At 33.2% G+C, this 18,225-nt stretch carries 16 protein-coding genes; 7 read left to right on the top strand and 9 right to left on the bottom strand.

Annotated features, from left to right (window positions below; all coding sequences use genetic code 11):
- Positions 1–103: 103 nt before the first annotated feature.
- The 3 genes from ABJM36_RS12770 to ABJM36_RS12760 all read right to left on the bottom strand — a co-directional run bounded on the left by ABJM36_RS12770 (position 104) and on the right by ABJM36_RS12760 (position 3,434).
- The gene (locus ABJM36_RS12770) at positions 104–1,255 is read right to left on the bottom strand and encodes an adenylyltransferase/cytidyltransferase family protein (RefSeq protein WP_348451884.1); all 1,152 of its coding nucleotides are present in this window, start codon (positions 1,253–1,255) and stop codon (positions 104–106) included.
- A gap of 27 nt (positions 1,256–1,282) precedes the next feature.
- Positions 1,283–2,233, bottom strand: a complete 951-nt coding sequence (locus ABJM36_RS12765; protein WP_348451883.1) for a phosphoribosylaminoimidazolesuccinocarboxamide synthase — start codon at positions 2,231–2,233, stop codon at positions 1,283–1,285.
- Positions 2,234–2,480: 247 nt separating this feature from the next.
- A complete protein-coding gene (locus tag ABJM36_RS12760; protein ID WP_348451882.1) occupies positions 2,481–3,434 on the bottom strand; it encodes a PhoH family protein in 954 nt (317 codons plus the stop codon).
- Positions 3,435–3,590: 156 nt separating this feature from the next.
- Between ABJM36_RS12760 and ABJM36_RS12755 the strand changes: the two genes are divergently transcribed.
- The 7 genes from ABJM36_RS12755 (at position 3,591) to ABJM36_RS12725 (ending at position 9,987) form a co-directional block, all read left to right on the top strand.
- The gene (locus tag ABJM36_RS12755; protein ID WP_348451881.1) at positions 3,591–4,481 is read left to right on the top strand and encodes an SAM-dependent chlorinase/fluorinase; all 891 of its coding nucleotides are present in this window, start codon (positions 3,591–3,593) and stop codon (positions 4,479–4,481) included.
- Positions 4,482–4,496: 15 nt separating this feature from the next.
- Entirely contained in the window at positions 4,497–4,793 is a 297-nt protein-coding gene (locus ABJM36_RS12750; RefSeq protein ID WP_348451880.1) for an antibiotic biosynthesis monooxygenase family protein, read from the top strand.
- Positions 4,794–4,821: 28 nt separating this feature from the next.
- Positions 4,822–5,538 carry a gliding motility-associated ABC transporter permease subunit GldF gene (gene gldF, locus ABJM36_RS12745; protein ID WP_348451879.1) on the top strand — a complete coding sequence of 239 codons (717 nt, stop codon included), beginning with the start codon at positions 4,822–4,824 and terminating at the stop codon, positions 5,536–5,538.
- Complete coding sequence (locus tag ABJM36_RS12740; protein ID WP_348451878.1) at positions 5,539–6,024, top strand: hypothetical protein; 486 nt, start codon at positions 5,539–5,541, stop codon at positions 6,022–6,024. It begins immediately after the preceding gene.
- Positions 6,017–7,684 carry a gliding motility-associated ABC transporter substrate-binding protein GldG gene (gene gldG / locus ABJM36_RS12735; protein WP_348451877.1) on the top strand — a complete coding sequence of 556 codons (1,668 nt, stop codon included), beginning with the start codon at positions 6,017–6,019 and terminating at the stop codon, positions 7,682–7,684. Before ABJM36_RS12740 ends, gldG begins: the two co-directional genes overlap by 8 nt.
- A gap of 173 nt (positions 7,685–7,857) precedes the next feature.
- Entirely contained in the window at positions 7,858–8,976 is a 1,119-nt protein-coding gene (dnaN, locus tag ABJM36_RS12730; RefSeq protein WP_348451876.1) for a DNA polymerase III subunit beta, read from the top strand.
- A gap of 582 nt (positions 8,977–9,558) precedes the next feature.
- Positions 9,559–9,987 carry a hypothetical protein gene (locus tag ABJM36_RS12725; protein WP_348451875.1) on the top strand — a complete coding sequence of 143 codons (429 nt, stop codon included), beginning with the start codon at positions 9,559–9,561 and terminating at the stop codon, positions 9,985–9,987.
- 144 nt (positions 9,988–10,131) lie between these two features.
- Here ABJM36_RS12725 and ABJM36_RS12720 read toward each other — a convergent pair whose 3' ends face one another.
- The 6 genes from ABJM36_RS12720 to ABJM36_RS12695 all read right to left on the bottom strand — a co-directional run bounded on the left by ABJM36_RS12720 (position 10,132) and on the right by ABJM36_RS12695 (position 18,216).
- Positions 10,132–11,622: a DUF4832 domain-containing protein gene (locus ABJM36_RS12720; protein WP_348451874.1), complete on the bottom strand. Its 1,491-nt coding sequence runs from the start codon at positions 11,620–11,622 to the stop codon at positions 10,132–10,134.
- Between the two features lie 164 nt (positions 11,623–11,786).
- Positions 11,787–12,887, bottom strand: a complete 1,101-nt coding sequence (locus tag ABJM36_RS12715) for a DUF5009 domain-containing protein (protein ID WP_348451873.1) — start codon at positions 12,885–12,887, stop codon at positions 11,787–11,789.
- A 97-nt stretch (positions 12,888–12,984) separates the two neighbouring features.
- Entirely contained in the window at positions 12,985–13,884 is a 900-nt protein-coding gene (locus tag ABJM36_RS12710; protein ID WP_348451872.1) for a PKD domain-containing protein, read from the bottom strand.
- 31 nt (positions 13,885–13,915) lie between these two features.
- Positions 13,916–15,292, bottom strand: coding sequence for a DUF4832 domain-containing protein (locus tag ABJM36_RS12705; protein ID WP_348451871.1), 1,377 nt, complete (start codon positions 15,290–15,292; stop codon positions 13,916–13,918).
- An 18-nt stretch (positions 15,293–15,310) separates the two neighbouring features.
- Positions 15,311–16,663 carry a Gfo/Idh/MocA family oxidoreductase gene (locus ABJM36_RS12700; RefSeq protein ID WP_348451870.1) on the bottom strand — a complete coding sequence of 451 codons (1,353 nt, stop codon included), beginning with the start codon at positions 16,661–16,663 and terminating at the stop codon, positions 15,311–15,313.
- Positions 16,664–16,743: 80 nt separating this feature from the next.
- On the bottom strand, positions 16,744–18,216 hold the full coding sequence (locus ABJM36_RS12695) for a RagB/SusD family nutrient uptake outer membrane protein (RefSeq protein WP_348451869.1): 1,473 nt from the start codon (positions 18,214–18,216) through the stop codon (positions 16,744–16,746).
- Positions 18,217–18,225 lie beyond the last annotated feature (9 nt).

Raw genomic sequence — 18,225 nt, 5'->3', positions numbered from 1 at the left:
AGAGAGAAGAGAGACTTTGCTTTACTGGATTGCGTATATAAAAAAAACGACCAAGTTTGGTTAAACTAGGTCGTTTAGTTGTTATAATATTAAATATGAAAAATTATAATAAATCCTTTCTTCTTACATTAATTCTCATAGTACCTTCTATAGGTTTATCTGACACCAAAATTAGATAACCACCTCCACCAGCACCGGCTAATTTCCATGCTAAAGCGATATCCTTGTATTTGGCTATTTCTTTATTTATTCTATCATTAACCATAGCAGGAAACATTTTTGTTTGCGCATGAAAAGACTTTAAAAATCCAGCTGAAAATTTTTGCAAGTCTTTATTTTTTATGGCCTCCCAAACTTCATCAGCTGCACTTGTAAGTTCCTTAACGTTTTCTTCATTTATATAAGTGTCACCTAAAAGATCAAGCCCTGGCTCTCTAGGCCATAACAAACGCATATAAATATGATTCTCTAACCAAGTAAGTGTCGCTTCATCGTGAATAGATTCTATTTTTATTGGCCAATATTCATTATTATATTGGTGTCTTACCAATCCAGGCATACAAATTCCAATAGCATCTTGAGCGCCAGAAATCATGGTTGCTCCAGGACTATTCTCATATTTAAAGAGAATTTCTGCTAATTTTTCTGGTTTTTCCAACGGTAAATAATATGGCCATATTTTTTTTGCAGCATTTCGAGTAGATGTCGACATACCACATCTTTCGTTATACTCAACTACAGGCTCTAAAGATAAAGTTAATGCCCAACCTTTGCCATACTTAGAAACATAAGGCTGGTCTATCCAAGTTCCAGCTAAATCAATTCTATATGGTAAGGTGCAATTACCAGCAGATCGTATAGCCGTTGTAGAACGCTCTGGTAAACCTTCATCTGGTATTCTTTCTAATAATTTTAGCTCAATACCTAACGCTATACATAATTCTTGCTTTGCTGGCGAATAACCATCCTCATTTACAATAAAATAATCAGGTTTTAACTTAACAAGATCATCCTTAAAATCTAAAATTCCAGAACCTGTGTTTACAAAGGCTTCTTTAACATATCTGATTGCATTAATCATATATATTCTTTCTTGCTCTGAGTTTATTGTTTGGCGTCCTTTCAATTCTACTACCGTGGCATCAGATCCAATTCCGACGTATAAATCTCCATAATTAGCGGCTTCTTTAAAAAATGCGATATGACCACTATGTAGCATATCAAAACATCCAGAAACAAAAACCTTTTTATTCATTGTAATTTATTTTAATTTGATAAAATCCTACTTTTTTAAATATGCTAATACATTGGTTTCTATTCTATCTTGAATATTAGAAACATCTGCTTTTACAAATGTTTCGCCCGTAATGTTTTCGTATAGTTCGATATAACGCTCTGAAACGCTTTGGATATACTCATCGCTCATAAATGGTACCGTTTGCCCTTCTAAACCTTGAAAGTTATTCGCTATTAACCATTGGCGAACAAACTCTTTTGATAATTGCTTCTGAGCTTCTCCTTTATCTTGACGCTCTTGATACCCATCGGCATAAAAATAACGTGAAGAATCTGGGGTATGAATCTCGTCGATTAAAACAATTTTTCCATCTTTAGTTTTACCAAATTCATATTTAGTGTCGACCAAAATTAAACCTCTTGAGGCTGCAATGTCTGAACCTCGTTGGAATAATTTACGCGTATAATCTTCAAGAACTATATAATCTGCTTCTGAAACAATACCCTTTGCTAAAATATCTTCACGAGAAATATCTTCGTCATGATCGCCCATTTCTGCTTTAGTCGCTGGTGTAATAATAGGTGTTGGAAACGCATCATTTTCCTTCATACCTTCTGGCATAGTCACACCACAAAGCATACGTTTACCCGCTTTATACTCGCGAGCGGCATGCCCAGACATGTAACCACGTATAACCATTTCAACTTTAAAAGGCTCACATAAATGCCCTACAGCGACATTTGGGTCCGGTGTTGCTGTTAACCAATTTGGAACTAAATCCTCTGTTGCCGCCATCATTTTGGTTGCTATTTGGTTTAGTATTTGGCCTTTGTAGGGTATTCCTTTTGGCATAACAACATCGAAGGCTGAAAGTCTATCGGTGGCAACCATGACTAACTCTTCGTCATTTATATTATATACGGCTCTTACTTTTCCTTTGTATAGGCTTTTTTGACCTGGAAATTTGAAATTGGTATCTATTATGGTATTACTCATTTTTAAATGGTTTATGAGTTGTGTTTATTATTTGAACCCTAATTAATAGGCTCTATTTTATACTTTAGTTTCTTAATTTAGTTATTATGCCCTAGCCCCGATTGAAACGGCATCCTTTTTATGTGCTTTCTAATTGTTTAATAATAACTTATAATTTTAAATTACACTAATATGGTAACAAGATACTGAAACAAGTTAAGCACATGAAAAGATATAGTGGAAAGCGGGAAATAGCTTCTTAAAAAAATTAATCTCTATTTTCGATTTCTTTATAGGCAGCAATTACTTTTTTAACGAGTTTATGGCGAATAACGTCCTTATCATCTAGAAAAATCATGCCTACACCTTCTACATTTTTTAATATTAATAACGCTTCTTTTAACCCAGAAATGGTACGACGTGGTAAATCGATTTGACCAGGATCTCCAGTTAATAGAAATTTGGCGTGCTTACCCATACGCGTTAAAAACATTTTCATTTGGGCGTGCGTGGTGTTTTGTCCTTCGTCCAGAATTACAAAAGCGTTATCCAAAGTCCGACCACGCATAAATGCTAATGGTGCTATTTGTATGGTACCATTCTCGATATAATGTGCCAATTTTTCGGGCGCAATCATGTCGCGTAAAGCATCGTAAAGGGGTTGCATGTAGGGATCTAATTTTTCTTTTAAATCGCCGGGTAAAAACCCAAGATTTTCTCCTGCTTCAACCGCTGGCCGTGTTAATATGATACGTTTAACCTCCTTGTTTTTAAGGGCTTGAACTGCCAATGCCACTCCTGTATACGTTTTACCTGTACCCGCTGGCCCAATGGCAAAAACCATATCGTTTTTGCGCATAAGCTCTACCATTTTGCGCTGGTTGGCTGTTTGTGCTTTTATAATCTTACCACCTACACCATGTACAATAGTTTCTCCGCTTTGGTTTGAGGTTGTATAATCATCGCTACTTTGACTGGTTAATACACGTTCTATAGTGTTTTCATCTAACTTATTGTACTTACCAAAATGCTTAAGAAGCATGGAGATACGCCTATCAAACTCATCCAACAACTCTTCATCTCCAAAGGCCTTTAATTTGTTTCCGCGGGCTACAATTTTTAATTTGGGAAAGTACTTTTTAAGTAGTACTATATTTGCGTTTTGTGCTCCAAAAAATTCTTTTGGAGATATTTCTTCGAGTTCAATAATAATTTCGTTCAAAAGCGTTTATTTATTATAAGTTTAGTAAAAACATTAATTGAAATATTGTTTACTTAGATGAAATGATTTATTAGATTTGTATCACATACAATTTGAAACTCAAAAATACATAATTTTGAGTAAGGTAACATTAAAAACATATCAACAATTTTGCCCATGGCAATTATAACATTAACAACCGATTTTGGTGAAAAAGATTACTTTAGTGGCGCTACAAAGGGCGCTATCTATAGCGAGCTGCCCGATGTTAGGATTGTTGATATCTCGCATTCCGTTTCCCCATTTAATATTCCAGAAGCGGCTTACATTATTCAGAATGCCTACAATAGTTTCCCGAAAGGCACCATACATATTATTGGTATTGATTCTGAAATTAACACAGAAAATAAGCATATAGCTTTAAAATTAGACGACCATTATTTTATTTGTGCCAACAATGGTATTATGAGCATGATTTGCTCTGAAATAGCACCTGAAAAAATTGTTGAAATAAATATCCACGATAAAATACAAAGTAGCTTTCCTGTTTTAGATGTTTTTGTTAAGGTAGCTTGCCATATTGCGCGCGGTGGTACTTTAGAGGTTATAGGAAAGCCTATAAATGAAATTAAACCAATTAAAAACATAGCACCCTATGTAAATGAAGACAAAACCCAAATTATTGGTAGTGTCATTTATATAGATAATTATGGTAATGTGGTAACTAATATAAAACGCAGCTTTTTTGAATCTGTGCATAAAGGAAGAGAATTCGAAATTTCGGCACGCCATTATACCTTTAAAAAAATACATAATAAATACAGCGACATTGTAAATTTTGAAATTCCTGAGAACAAAAGAAATGACGAAGGGCGAAAGCTTGTTGTTTTCAACTCTGGTGATTTTTTAGAAATTGCTGTTTACAAAAGCAATAGTGCCACCGTTGGTAGTGCATCTACGCTATTAGGATTGGGTATTATGGATGCTGTAAGCATTAGGTTTGAACCTAAACCCGTTATTCCTAAAGGTGCAGAAATTCCGGTTAATATGAAAGCTGCCGATTATTAAACTAAAAGTAAAATTATGCTAGTTAGAATAGTGAAAATGGGATTTTACAAACAAAATATTGAGGTGTTTCTTGAAAATTTCGAGGCTACAAAAACCAAAATAAGAGCGTTTGAAGGTTGTAGTTATTTAGAACTATATAGAGACAAAAAGGACCCAAGCATATATTTCACTTATAGTTATTGGGAATCTGAAGAAGCTTTGGAAAACTATAGAAAATCTGATTTATTCAACTCCATTTGGAGCAAAATTAAACCCCTATTTAGTATTAGACCTGAAGCTTGGAGTGTTGATAAAATTGAAACCCTAAAATAAAAAAGTCGCTGTAAACAGAAAAAAACAAATGCTAGCTATATTAAAAAAAGAAATAAATTCATTTTTTGCATCGCCTATCGGGTATTTGGTTATTGCCATTTTTCTAGTTTTAAATGGATTATTCCTTTGGCTTTTTAAAGGTGAGTTTAATGTTTTAGATTATGGTTTTGCCGATTTATCATCCTTCTTTTTATTAGCTCCTTGGATTTTAATTTTCTTGATTCCCGCAGTAACCATGCGCAGTTTTTCGGATGAAAAGAAACAAGGAACATTAGAGCTTTTACTCACTAAACCTATTTCGCATTTCAATATTGTTTTAGGAAAATATTTTGGTGCACTTATTTTAATTTTAATAGCGCTTATACCAACTTTACTTTACGTTTACACGGTTTACCAATTAGGAAACCCTATTGGTAATTTAGATATGGGAAGCACTTTAGCATCGTATTTTGGTTTACTATTTTTAATTGCTGCTTATACGGCTATTGGCGTTTTTGCATCTACCCTATCCGACAATCAAATAGTTGCTTTTATATCCGCCGTGTTTATTTGTTTTATATTCTACATAGGGTTTGAAGGCTTTGCTGAATTTACCTCTAGCAATTTTATAGAACAATTAGGCATGAGTTCGCATTATAAAAGTATGACTCGTGGTGTTTTGGACACCCGAGATATTGTTTACTTTTTAAGTATTACGTTTTTATTTTTAGTAGCCACTAAACTTAATATTAATAAAGCAAAGTAAATGATAGTAACACCTTTATTAGTATTTTTTTTGGTGATTGTCTTTATTGCTGTTTGGCTGTTTGTAAACACTATAGACAAACGAAAATGGCTCACATTTTTGGTTAGTTTGCTTCTAGCTCCTGTAGTTTACTTTTACATGTTTTACCCAATGTTAAACATTTTTAGTAGCTACCACCATGAGAAACATTTTAATGCTAAGGCTTGGGAAGACCAACCAAAATTACGCTATGAAATGACTGACCAAATTATAAATAATAACATATTAATAGGTAAACAAAAAAGTGCAATTAAAACTCTATTAGGAAAGCCAGAATGGTTTAGTTGGGATCCCAGTTTAAAGGCTAATTCGGAAAACAAATGGAACTATAATTTAGGGTTTAAACCTGGTGCTTTTAATAACCTACAAGAATGTTTAGAGCTTAATTTTGTTAATAATACTGTTAAATCTATACGTCTGTATCAATTAGAAAAAAAGTTTGAATAAAAATTTAAAACACATATTACTACTTTGCATCGCTTTAATAGCGGTAAACGGTATAAGCAATACGTTTTATAAGCGATTCGATTTAACTACCGATAAACGCTATACACTTAGCGCATCTGCAAAAGGCATTATTGAAGATATCAATTCCCCTATTGTTGTTGATGTGTTTTTGGAAGGTGAAGACTTTCCTTCGGAATTTAGACGCCTTCAAAACGAAACCAAACAATTATTAGAAGAGTTTGCTGCTACCAATAAGTACATTGTATTCAACTTTATTAATCCTTTGGAAGATGAAAACACACGAGAACGTAACATGCAACAACTCACACAACGTGGATTAACCCCTATGCAACTAAGCGTTCAAGAAAGCGGAAAATCATCGCAGGCTGTTATTTTCCCATGGGCATTAGCAAGTTATAATGGGCAAACGGTTACTATTCCGCTGATTAAAAATAAAATTGGAGCCTCTCAACAAGAATTGGTTAGCAATTCTGTTCAGCATTTAGAATATGCCTTTGCCGATGGATTTAGCAAACTTACTAGAACTAAACGTCGTAAAATTGCTATTTTAAAAGGTAACCAGCAATTAAAAGATAAATACATTGCCGATTTTGTTAAAAAACTTGGCGACTATTATTATATAGCGCCTTTTACCTTAGATAGTGTAGCATCAAACCCACAAAACACCTTAAAAGCTATTAATGCTTTCGATTTAGTTATATCGGCCAAACCTACCGAAGCCTTTACCGAAGACGAAAAACTCGTATTGGACCAATACACCATGAATGGCGGAAAAAGTTTATGGTTAGTCGATGCTGTAGCTATGGAAAAAGATAGCCTTTACAATGCAACAGGCACCAATTATGCCATTTCTAGAGATTTAAATTTAACCGATTTCTTTTTTAAATATGGGGTTCGTATTAACCCGTATATGGTTAGCACGCTATACTCTGCTCCTATTACTTTGGCTATGGGCCAAGGCAGCCAATCGCAATTTCAACATCTTAAATGGCCATATTCGCCATTAGCAGGATCGAATAGGAAACACCCTATTGTAAATAATTTAAATTTAGTTCGCTTTGATTTTGCTAACCAAATAGACACTTTAAAAAACAGTATTGAAAAGACCATACTTTTAGAAACGGCACCTTTAACAAAATTAGAAGGCACACCAAGAGAAGTCAGTTTAGCATTGGTAACTAAAGAACAAGACCCAAAGGCTTTTAACAAGGGCAACCAAACCCTTGCGGTGTTGTTAGAAGGCGAATTTAATTCGGTGTACAGCAACCGCGTAAAACCCTTTAAACTTTCCCAAGAAAAGAATATTAGTCTGCCTACAAAAATGATAATCATTGCCGACGGCGATGTTATTAAAAATGATATGGCACAAAATAAACCCCTAGAATTAGGTTTCGATAGGTGGACAGGACAAACCTATGGCAACAAAGAATTTTTACTAAATGCAGTAAATTATTTATTGGACGATAACGGACTTATAAACATTCGCACCAAAGAAATTGCTATCGCTTTTTTAAATCAGCAAAAAATAACCGCCCAAAAAACCAAGTGGCAACTTATAAACATCTTGCTACCATTACTTTTACTCGCTGTATTTGGTTTTGGCTTTAACTACCTAAGAAAGAAAAGGTACGCTTCTTAAATGTTAATAAGTTTGTTTCCAAATATAGACTGATTGGAATATATTTGTATGTAGTAGAATTACAATAAAAACTAAGCTTTTAGATGAAGCATTTATAGGAAGTTCAACGTTTTTAAGTGGAGTCTTTTAAATAAATGTGACATGTGATCTTTTAAAAAAATATATTCCAACACATGAAATTTATAGTATCAAGTACTTATTTATTAAAACAATTACAAGTTTTAGGTGGCGTTATTAATAGCTCGAATACCTTGCCTATTTTAGATAATTTTTTATTTGAATTAGATAACAACCAACTTACTGTTTCGGCAAGCGATTTAGAAACCACCATGGCTTCTACGTTAGATGTTGAAAGTGACAGTAAAGGTAGTGTGGCTATTCCCGCTCGTTTATTATTAGATACTTTAAAAACGTTTCCAGAGCAACCCTTAACATTTGTTGTAGAAGACAATAATACTGTTGAAATTAGCTCTAACCACGGTAAATATGCATTAGCTTACGCCGATGGAAACGAATTCCCAAAAGCAGTAGCACTAGAAGACCCTAGTAAAACGGTTATTACTGGCGATGTTTTAGCAACGGCCATTAGCAAAACTATTTTTGCTGCTGGTAACGACGATTTACGCCCTGTAATGAGTGGTGTATTTTTTCAGTTTTCAACCGAGGGGTTAACCTTTGTAGCTACCGATGCGCATAAATTGGTAAAATACACACGTGGCGATATTCAAGCCAACCAAGTAGCAGAATTTATTATGCCTAAAAAACCTTTAAATCTTTTAAAAGGTATTTTAGCAGGTAGCGAAGATGATGTAACTATAGAATACAACGAGAGTAATGCAAAATTCACTTTTGAAAACTCTGAGTTAATTTGTCGTTTAATCGACGGGAAATACCCTAATTACGAAGCGGTAATCCCGAAGGAGAATCCAAATAAATTAGTAATAGATAGAAATCAGTTTTTAAACTCTGTGCGTCGTGTTAGTATTTTCTCTAACAAAACCACACACCAAATACGATTAAAAATTGCTGGTGCAGAGTTAAATATATCTGCTGAAGATATAGATTACAGTAACAAAGCTGAAGAGCGTTTAACCTGCGATTACCAAGGCGACGATATGCAAATTGGATTTAACTCACGTTTTTTAACAGAAATGTTAAACAACCTAAATGCAGATAATGTACAACTAGAAATGAGTATGCCAAATCGCGCAGGTATTTTAACACCTGTCGATGGATTGGATGATGGCGAACATATTACCATGCTAGTTATGCCAGTTATGTTAAATAGCTAAGTTCCTATTCAAGTTATCTCGAGCGGAATCAAGAGACCAGAATTTTATGATATAAAGCAGTAACCTTAATTAGGTTATTGCTTTTTTGTTTTTATTAACTTTATCAGAAAAAAGCGACTTACTTGATTTAACGACAGATATAAAACACCACCACGTAGAGAAATAGAAGCTAATAAAGATTTCGTATCAACCTCTATATTCAAGAAAACCCAAGAAAAATGACTTTTACTCTTGCTACAGTATTTTTTTATGCTTGTAAAAAACAGTAAACTAGTTCTCTATTTTTTATAATATCTTGGATATTATTTATAGGTGATATAAGTGGATATTATTTTAATATACCTAAGCCCAACACATCCATTCCCCTAACCCTTAAAAAACACTAAACCCTTCATTTTCATTAGACTAAACCCTGTGTTAAATATTTAAAATTTGGTTTAATAAAATATATTCACTAATTTGTACTGTATTTAATTCCTCATTTTCACACCTCTACTTCCCTTCAAAAACTGTGGCAACACTATTTATTAATTCAATCTTTTTATTATGGGCAAGTATAAAATCGGAAAAGACATTGGAAAATTGACCGTACGCCTTCAAGAAGTGAACAAAAAAGTAACTTACCTTCAAAACAAAGGGCAATCGGGTAATACTTCAAATCCTGGATGCCAGTGTCGAGGTGTTTCAGATAACGAACTTTTTGAGAGCCTTGAAGATGCAGCACCAAATGGTAAAGTATTCGAAATTTTAAAACATTTGATAATTGATGCTGGGGACGTTACAATAAGAGAACTGTTTGCATGTAACGCAGAAGATGTTGGACATAAGGCAGCAAATGCAATAACAGTAGCTAAAGACATAGGATTCCTCGCCTTAAGTAATGATAAATGCTGCCATGAAGTCGATGATGTCCTGCAGAATGACTACTGTAAGAGTAGCGCTGGAAAATGGTGTAGCCTTATAAAAAAGCATGGATTAAAGCGTTGCACGTTGGCAAGTGATAAGTGTTGAAAAACAGCTATAAAAATTGGGACAATTTGAATGTTTGAAAATCAAGTTTACATATTATTAATAGGCAGGCGCCTAAATAGTTCGGCATCAAATTTTAGTAAAGTGAATTAATTCTTAATTTCTTAAATTTATTAAAAATTAAAATTACTGAACTGTAATATCCGTGAATAGATGGTTCCATCCTGTTGTGGATTCCCAAACTGATTTAGAATTCAATTTACCAGCCAAGCGAATAGCATATTCAGGTCTATTATAAATTTTTGTTTCTGGATCAGGTAAGTTTAAAAACAAATCATATTTTCCTGGTTCTAATAATTCAGCCCATTTAAAATTAAGATTAATTTTTTGAAGCTCATCTGTAAACCAATAACGAGGATCACTCTCTATTTTTGTTTTATATATTTTTTTAGTGTCTTTATTCCTTAAAACCAGTTCAACAAACCTATAGTTATAAGTAGATGAATAACCTTCATTTAAAATATCCAATTCTATTTTTATTGTCTCATTATTTTTTATTTTAGTTGGGTACAAACCACGTTTTAAAACAAATCTATATCCTAAATTTCGTTTTATTTCATCGATACATTTATTATTCCAATCCCCATTTACAGCACCCGACCATGCCGTATTTAAAAATGAAGTATGAAAGCGTTTTAAATATTTTTGTGCACCACCCCCCTCGGACTCACAATCGTTATATGGACTATATACATCCTCACCATTATCACCTCCGGGGCAAGTTTCACCACCAAAAACTAAAAACTTCGTTTCGGCAGCAATGTATTTTTTCAGGTTTAATGTATCGCTTACAGCTGGCCACGTATGAAACGAATTATACGTCCAATAGTCGTCATAATTTGCCAATATACAATCGTTATGATGAGCTATTCTTGCCCTCGCCATACCGTTAAATGCATTTTCTTTTAATAAAGGAATTGCTTCTTCTGGTTTTGCTTTTTCACCATCAAAATACCTTAACTTATAATAAGGGGCCCGTACTTGTATCATTCTTGAAACAGGTACAACCTCTAGTAACTTTGTAATAATTTCATTTCTATCTAACCAATTTTGGTTAGTAACTGGCCCATGCTCCAAATCTCCAAAAAAGTCTGAATAATATTGCTCTCCCCATGGCCCTATTAATCCCATTTGAACTACAGCAATTACGTCTTTATTATGTTCTAAAATAGGTTTTAATTGATCTAAATGTTCTTTTATAATTTCTTTAGGGGCATCATTGAAAGGAGGATCACAACAAGTATTACTATAAGAAAACCTTAGCACTACCTTATTTCCAACTTCTCGAAGAATATCCATATCTGTTTGTATTGCAGTTAGGATAAAATTTGATAATGGTTTATCAAGAAAAATATCAAATTGATAAGACCTGTAGGTAAGAGAACAACCTACTTTAAAATCGCCAGCAGCAAGGTTTGGTGTTCTTAAATCACGTAGCACTTGGGCATTTAGAGGCACAAAATTACTTGCTAATGCATTAAAAGGTCTATAAAAACCGCGCTCAGGATTAATAAACTCATTCATATCTTCTTCATAAAAAACCTCTTTGGATTGTTGCTTATATTTCGAACAATTAAATAAGGTTATTAAAAAAATGAAATAGAAATAATGTTTCATAAATATTACTTATTTATTAATAATTAAGTTTTTAAAAATTAGAACCTTACATCTAGCAAAGTACTAACCTTTTATTTTAGTGGAATACGGTAAAAAAAACGAACACCCTAGCTTACAGCAATTTGGATTTCCAGCAATACTAATTTTAGTTTTATTAACTCATATTAAATTTTTATATAAGTTTTATTTTTATTCATGTACCATAATAACAAATACAAAATACCAAACCCTAAAATTGTAGCAAGAACATTATAGTAGTTTCCTATAAATGGCTCAAAACCAAATAGAAGATATTTAGATATTTCGGGGAAATTAAAAACATGAGAAAGTACATAAGCTGTTATAGCGTTTACACCTATAACTTTAAATAAGAACCCCCAATTGATGAAACCTTTCACATCAATTAGCCAATAAAATAGCACTAGCATAAGTGTACAAATTCCAGATGATATAAGCACAAAAGTACTATTCCATATTTTCTTAACACTTGGATGACCTACATGCAATATTAACCCCACAATCAATAAAAGAAAGCCTAACTTAACTAATTTAAGTGCTATTTTTTCTCGAGGTATTTTTAATCGAAGCATTTCCCCTGCAAATACTCCTGATAATGTTGTTGATATAAAACCTAAACCAGATAATAACCAAGTATATTGATAACCATCATCAAAACGACCAAAAATGTAATGGTCTATATACAACGCTATATTTTTATTAGGCAGTAATTTACTCCTACCAATTCCTGGCACTGGAGCAAATTCTAATAATAAAGCAAATACTATAAGACATACTACAAAAAGAATATATCTTAATTTTTTATTTAAATGAATAAATGCTACGCACGAAAACAAATAACCAACAGCAATAGCTTGTAACGTATTACTAAATATTTGAAATTTAGTAATATCTAGAGCTAAAAGATTTCCTTGAACAACCCAACCTAAGAAAAATAGAATTACAAATCTTTTTATTATATGTGGATAAAGTTTTGCCTTGTTATCAATTTCAGCAACACGTCTTTCCATAGAAAACGGTATCACAACTCCAACTAAAAAGAGAAATAGAGGCATTATAATATCGTAAAAGTGAAAACCAAACCATTTTGGATGCTCAAATTGTGTTGCAAAAAAGCCTGTAGTTTCAGTTTGAGCTGCAATATTTAAATGGTAAAAAAATCGATCTGCAAAAATAATCATTAGCATATCAAAACCTCTTAACACATCAATAGACAACAGCCTATTATTAGAAACCTTATTTTTCATAATTTAAAAAGTTAATTCCTTTTCTAGAAAGTTTTTAGTGAATAAAAAATAATTACATTTATAGAAATCGATTAATAAAACTATTAAACATTTAGGTTTACTCGCAAACACTAGTAGTCTCCGACGGAAGTTCATAAACAACAAACTGACTTGTTGCTGTTACTTTTGGAAAACTACCTACAGCTGCCCACCCACTGGTCATTTCAGAAAAGGCAAATGCAATAGAGCTGCCTAACGAACCAAATTGTGTTTTAGGAATTCTGAATTCTATAGCATTTGTTGTAGCATCTAGGTTAACAATTCCTGAGGATTCTATGTTTACTCCAGAACCTGCTAAATATGCCCAACCCCAGCCACCTGCAGGATCTGTATGCTGGTAAAAACCTCCCCAAGAATTACTTAATAAAGGACCTTCAAATAAATAATCTGCACCAGAACCATTTGGCCATTGCCAGCTTAAAAACCCTGTAGATGAATTACCATCAGAATTTATAAATATATCTACTAACTCCATTTTCATGGCTGTGTTACCTTCTAGGTAGACATTTACATTATCGCCTTTACCCCAAATTTTTATTTTTTTTACAGAAACACCGTCAGCTTCTTCATATAAAACAGGCACCTCATCCCAATCCTCAAAACCTCCATTTATATCTATTTCAACATTTAAAACAATTGGGGCTGTAATGGTTTTAGTTACATAAGACTCTTGTCCTTCATCGTTCATAGCAGTTAACGTAACCTCTATCTCGCCCCCCACCTTAGTATATCTATAGGTTGGATTCTCCTTTTCGCAATAAAAGCTTAAATCTCCAAAATCCCACCTATAAGATGTAGCTCCTTCAGACAGGTTGGTAAATGTAAATAAGTCGTTATCGTTTTTAAATGAAAAGTCGGCTACAATACCTCCATCAGAATTCACCTCACTATCATCTGTTCCACAAGAAGTAAGTTGAAAAACAATAATTATATAAAATAATAAATTTATTTTTTTCATGATTAATTATTTTAAAGATTAAATTTTAATTTTAATTTATTATTAATGTGTGTAATAATTTATTCATACCATTAGTGGCGTCCCAAGTATTTGAATTTGATAATTGTATAGAATATTCTGGACGATCTGCTAAAGTTTGGAATTGATCTTCAATTTTTAAGAATAACTCATAATTTCCAGCAGGAATTCCTGAAAGGCTTACTAATTCTGTTAATTGATAACTTGCCTCTGGTTTAACCTTCCTAATATCAAAATCTAATGCCTTTTTATAAATGGTGCCATCGGTTTCTGATTTAAAAACTAAAAAGGTATTTTTATAATTATATACTGGAGCAAATCCTACATTTTCAAGACTAGTATTTAATTCAAAATTACCACTAATTGATGCCTCCTTACTTAAACTTGCCGATTTCAATATAATTCGGTAACCTAGTTTTCTTTGAAAATCTAAAAAGCAACTATTATTTCTCCAAACATTTAATACTGGACCATAATAATCAAGATTTAAATAAGTCCATTTTAAAAAAGACATCTCATTTTCTGCCGTTAAACAACTTGCTGTTGGTATATCGGTTGGAGGGCATGTTTCTCCTCCTGTTGGAACATACAATGCTTCTTCACTTATATAACTTTTTTCGGCATCAACATCTTGATATGTACCATAATCATTAGAGCTTGCCAAAAAACAATCATTATGAAAACCAACTCTCGCTATATTTGTAGTACCATAACCTACACTAGCATCCATTGATGTTGAGGAACTGAATACTTGCTGCTTATATAGAGGTGTTCTAAGTTGAATTTTAATTTCTTTAGGCAGAACCTCTAGCAATTTATTAACAACAGCTTGTTTATTTTCTAACGTTGTTAAGTTATTGGTAGTGTAATACCACTCACCCCACGATCCAATAAAACCAGCTTGTACGAACGAAATAATATCGGCATTATTTGTAAAAATGGGTTTAAGCTGATCTAAATGCCTTTCAATTATATTTAAAGGTGCGTCTGTTTCATTTTGATTTTCATTATATGCAAATCTTAAAACACATTTTATACCGGCAGTTCTTAACCTATCAAAATCAGTTTCTATCAATGTTAATTGTGCTTCGCTTAAATCTGAATTTTTGAAAGAAGACAAATTATACAAACGTAATATGATAGATACATTTTCATTTTTTAAGCTTTGAAGTGTCACCAAATTTAATGCATCCCCCTCTGATTCAACACTCCAGGAATGCATAAAACCCCGTTCAGGATTAGAAATAACACTTGAAGATTCGCTATAAGTAATATTTGTTGTTGAATTATCTATTACTTCTTCCTCTTCTTCATCATTACCTGAAGACGAACAACATAGGCATGTTATAACTGAAAAGAATATAATGGGAATTAAAATTTTAATTTTCATAATGCTTTTTTGTAAGTTTTAATATGTGTTTTTTATCCATGAATAAGGTTCTCTTTTCACCCAATTCCCTCTGGTAAAATCTGGAAAATCTTGAGGTTCTCCATTGTTTTCAATTGAAGCCTCTGAAAGAGGTGTTACAGCACTCCAAGCTGCTGCATCGTATGCATCCATAGGCGGTGCTATTTTTAATTTGGCCGATTCTACAAATGCATTGATAACGAAAAAATCCATACCTCCATGGCCTGCTCCCTCGGCATGATCGCCAAATTTTTGCCATAATGGATGGTCGTACTTCTTTAACCATTTATTTGCCTCATCCCATTGATGAGCCTTTGTTTGGCCATCAATATGTATGCGATTTCCATCAACTTCCCATAAGCCATTTGCTCCTTGCACCCGAAAACCTAACGAATATGGTCTAGGTAAATTGGTATCATGAGTTACTATAATTGTTTCTCCATTAGCAGTTTCTATAGTAGAAGTAACCACATCCCCCAACTTAAACTTAACTTTAGAGTTTGGGTGTTGTTCACCCCCATTTTTTACAATATAATTATGTAAACCAACACCCTTAGAAGCATGTGATGTTAACGACATAAAACGGTTTCCTCTATTAATATCGCACATTGCAGCTATAGGGCCTACCCCGTGAGTTGGGTAAATATCTCCATTGCGCAATACGGAATGTTGCGTTCGCCATTTTGCCTCTGAAATTGCTTTTTCGCCAAACTCTACACCACCTCCATAAGGCTGTTTTCCATTGTTAAACTTAACTGCACGAAGATCATGTTGATAGCCACATCTAAAATGTATTAATTCTCCAAATACATTTTGCTTTACCATGTTTAATACCGCCATAACATCTCTACGGTAATTCACATTTTCTAATATCATTAAATGTGTTCCTGTTTCTTCATGGGTATTAACCAAATCCCAACACTCTTCCATGGTGTTAGCGGCAGATACTTCTAGGCCTGTATATTTCCCTGCTCTCATAGTATCTTTAGCCATACGAGTATGCCATAGCCATGGGGTGGAAATAATTACGGCATCTACATTATCCAATTCTAGCAGATTTTTATAATCGTATTCGTTCTTACCAAAAACAAGTGGTTTCTTCCCCCCTTTACTTATTATTTTATCAACCACTAAATTGGTTCGAGCTACGTCTATATCGCATATTGCGGTAATTACAACATCATTTCTTAACAAAAGATTATCTAGGTGATTTGTTCCGCGTAAGCCAACACCTATCATCCCTATTTTTAGTTTTTCTTCAGAACTAGCCATTCCAAAAGTTAAATTTGGAAGAATTGAAATACCTGCCCCAAACAATGCTGTTTTTTTTATAAAATTCCTTCTAGAGTCCATTTCTTTTTTTATTGTTTTATTATTTTACTCTTCATAAAATGTTTGTTTAATTTATTAAAACACCTAACTTGTTTTTAAAATTAATTATAACCTGTGTTTTGCAAAAACAGACCTTTACCTTCACTTATTCGCTCTAAAGAAAAAGGAAATAATGCTTTATAAGTTTCGCTTTGGCTTGAAACTCCATTTAATGAATTTGCGTATTCTGTAAATTTATCATGGCGAATTAAATCTGCTCGATATTGACCATTTTCACACCAATATTCATGGGATCTTTCTAATAAAATCATAGTATTAAAGGTATCTATATCCGAATAATTCGATAATAAGATATCATTTAATCCAGCCCTGTTTCTAACTATGTTTACCAAATCTATAGCTTCTTGAGAAGGTACATTAGCTTTATTAGCTAATGCTTCTGCCTTAGACAGTAAAACATCGGCATACCTGTAAATAATAATATCTACTGTGGTAAGCCCTGTGTTTCGAGCGGCATCTTCAGAAATTTTTAATGGTAATGGTCCCAATTGCATATAAGCCCCAGGGTTTGACTTATTGTACGTAACACCATCGGTACCGGTATATTCTGCAATTAAATTTGTTTTACGTATATCATCCGGTTCAAAAGACTCATAAAAATCCCAAGAGCTTTGTATAGTTCCATAACCTCCACGATTAGGGTAATTACTTGGTAATACCATAAGCTGCCATTGGTTTTCGCTAGTTCCTGCATAATCGGCTGGAACTGCAAAAATAACTTCTTTACTATCTACAGGTGCTTGCGTATCCCATAAACCAACATAATCGTCATCTAACTCATAATAATTCATTGCCATAATCGCATTTGCTTGCTCTTCTACATCCTCCCATCTTTTTTCATGTAAATACAATCTAATTAATAACATTCTTGCCATGCCTTGACTAAACCTTCCATATTCTGCATCTTCAGGTAACGGTAAGCCTTCAATGGCTTCTAACAAATTATTTTCAATAAAAGACACCATATCATTATAATCTAACCTTGCCAATGGCGTTTCTATTAGCGGATTTTTTAAAACATCTAAAGGAGCTATAACCAAAGGACCATAAACATCAAATAACTCATATGCCAAAAAACCTCTAGCACATTTTATTTCCGCAACTCCTTGTTCTTTTAAATTATCATTAACACTTGAGTTTTCTATCCTATCAATATTAAGAGTCATGGAGCTAATTTGGTTATAAAAAACATCATAATATCTAGTAAAACTAGTAGATGCTGAATTATAACTATGTAAAGTAGCTTCTTGTTGAATACCATAAGCCCCTTGAAGTATTTCAGTGGTAGCGTCTAATAAAAACATTAATCCATTTTCTGATGTGGAATGTATCCCGTTACTCCAAGAACCTCTTAAAGGATAATATGCGGAAACAACCAATGCTTCTACATCTGCCTCTGATGCAGGAAAAATGGTAGGGTTAATTTCATCGTAATTTATAGATTCTAATTCTGAGCTGCACGCAACAGACACCATTGAGATGAGTCCCATTAAATAAATTTTTAAATTTTTCATAAGTATTTT

The organism is Algibacter sp. (assembly GCF_039977455.1).
GTDB lineage: Bacteria > Bacteroidota > Bacteroidia > Flavobacteriales > Flavobacteriaceae > Algibacter_B.
This window is presented reverse-complemented; position numbering and strand designations above follow the sequence as displayed.

Coding starts and splice junctions, on each gene's coding strand:
- ABJM36_RS12770 (WP_348451884.1), bottom strand. CDS start 1,255: ATGAATAAAAAGGTTTTTGTTTCTGGATGTTTTGATATGCTACATAGT.
- ABJM36_RS12765 (WP_348451883.1), bottom strand. CDS start 2,233: ATGAGTAATACCATAATAGATACCAATTTCAAATTTCCAGGTCAAAAA.
- ABJM36_RS12755 (WP_348451881.1), top strand. CDS start 3,591: ATGGCAATTATAACATTAACAACCGATTTTGGTGAAAAAGATTACTTT.
- ABJM36_RS12750 (WP_348451880.1), top strand. CDS start 4,497: ATGCTAGTTAGAATAGTGAAAATGGGATTTTACAAACAAAATATTGAG.
- gldF (WP_348451879.1), top strand. CDS start 4,822: ATGCTAGCTATATTAAAAAAAGAAATAAATTCATTTTTTGCATCGCCT.
- ABJM36_RS12740 (WP_348451878.1), top strand. CDS start 5,539: ATGATAGTAACACCTTTATTAGTATTTTTTTTGGTGATTGTCTTTATT.
- dnaN (WP_348451876.1), top strand. CDS start 7,858: ATGAAATTTATAGTATCAAGTACTTATTTATTAAAACAATTACAAGTT.
- ABJM36_RS12720 (WP_348451874.1), bottom strand. CDS start 11,622: ATGAAACATTATTTCTATTTCATTTTTTTAATAACCTTATTTAATTGT.
- ABJM36_RS12715 (WP_348451873.1), bottom strand. CDS start 12,887: ATGAAAAATAAGGTTTCTAATAATAGGCTGTTGTCTATTGATGTGTTA.
- ABJM36_RS12710 (WP_348451872.1), bottom strand. CDS start 13,884: ATGAAAAAAATAAATTTATTATTTTATATAATTATTGTTTTTCAACTT.
- ABJM36_RS12705 (WP_348451871.1), bottom strand. CDS start 15,292: ATGAAAATTAAAATTTTAATTCCCATTATATTCTTTTCAGTTATAACA.
- ABJM36_RS12700 (WP_348451870.1), bottom strand. CDS start 16,663: ATGGACTCTAGAAGGAATTTTATAAAAAAAACAGCATTGTTTGGGGCA.
- ABJM36_RS12695 (WP_348451869.1), bottom strand. CDS start 18,216: ATGAAAAATTTAAAAATTTATTTAATGGGACTCATCTCAATGGTGTCT.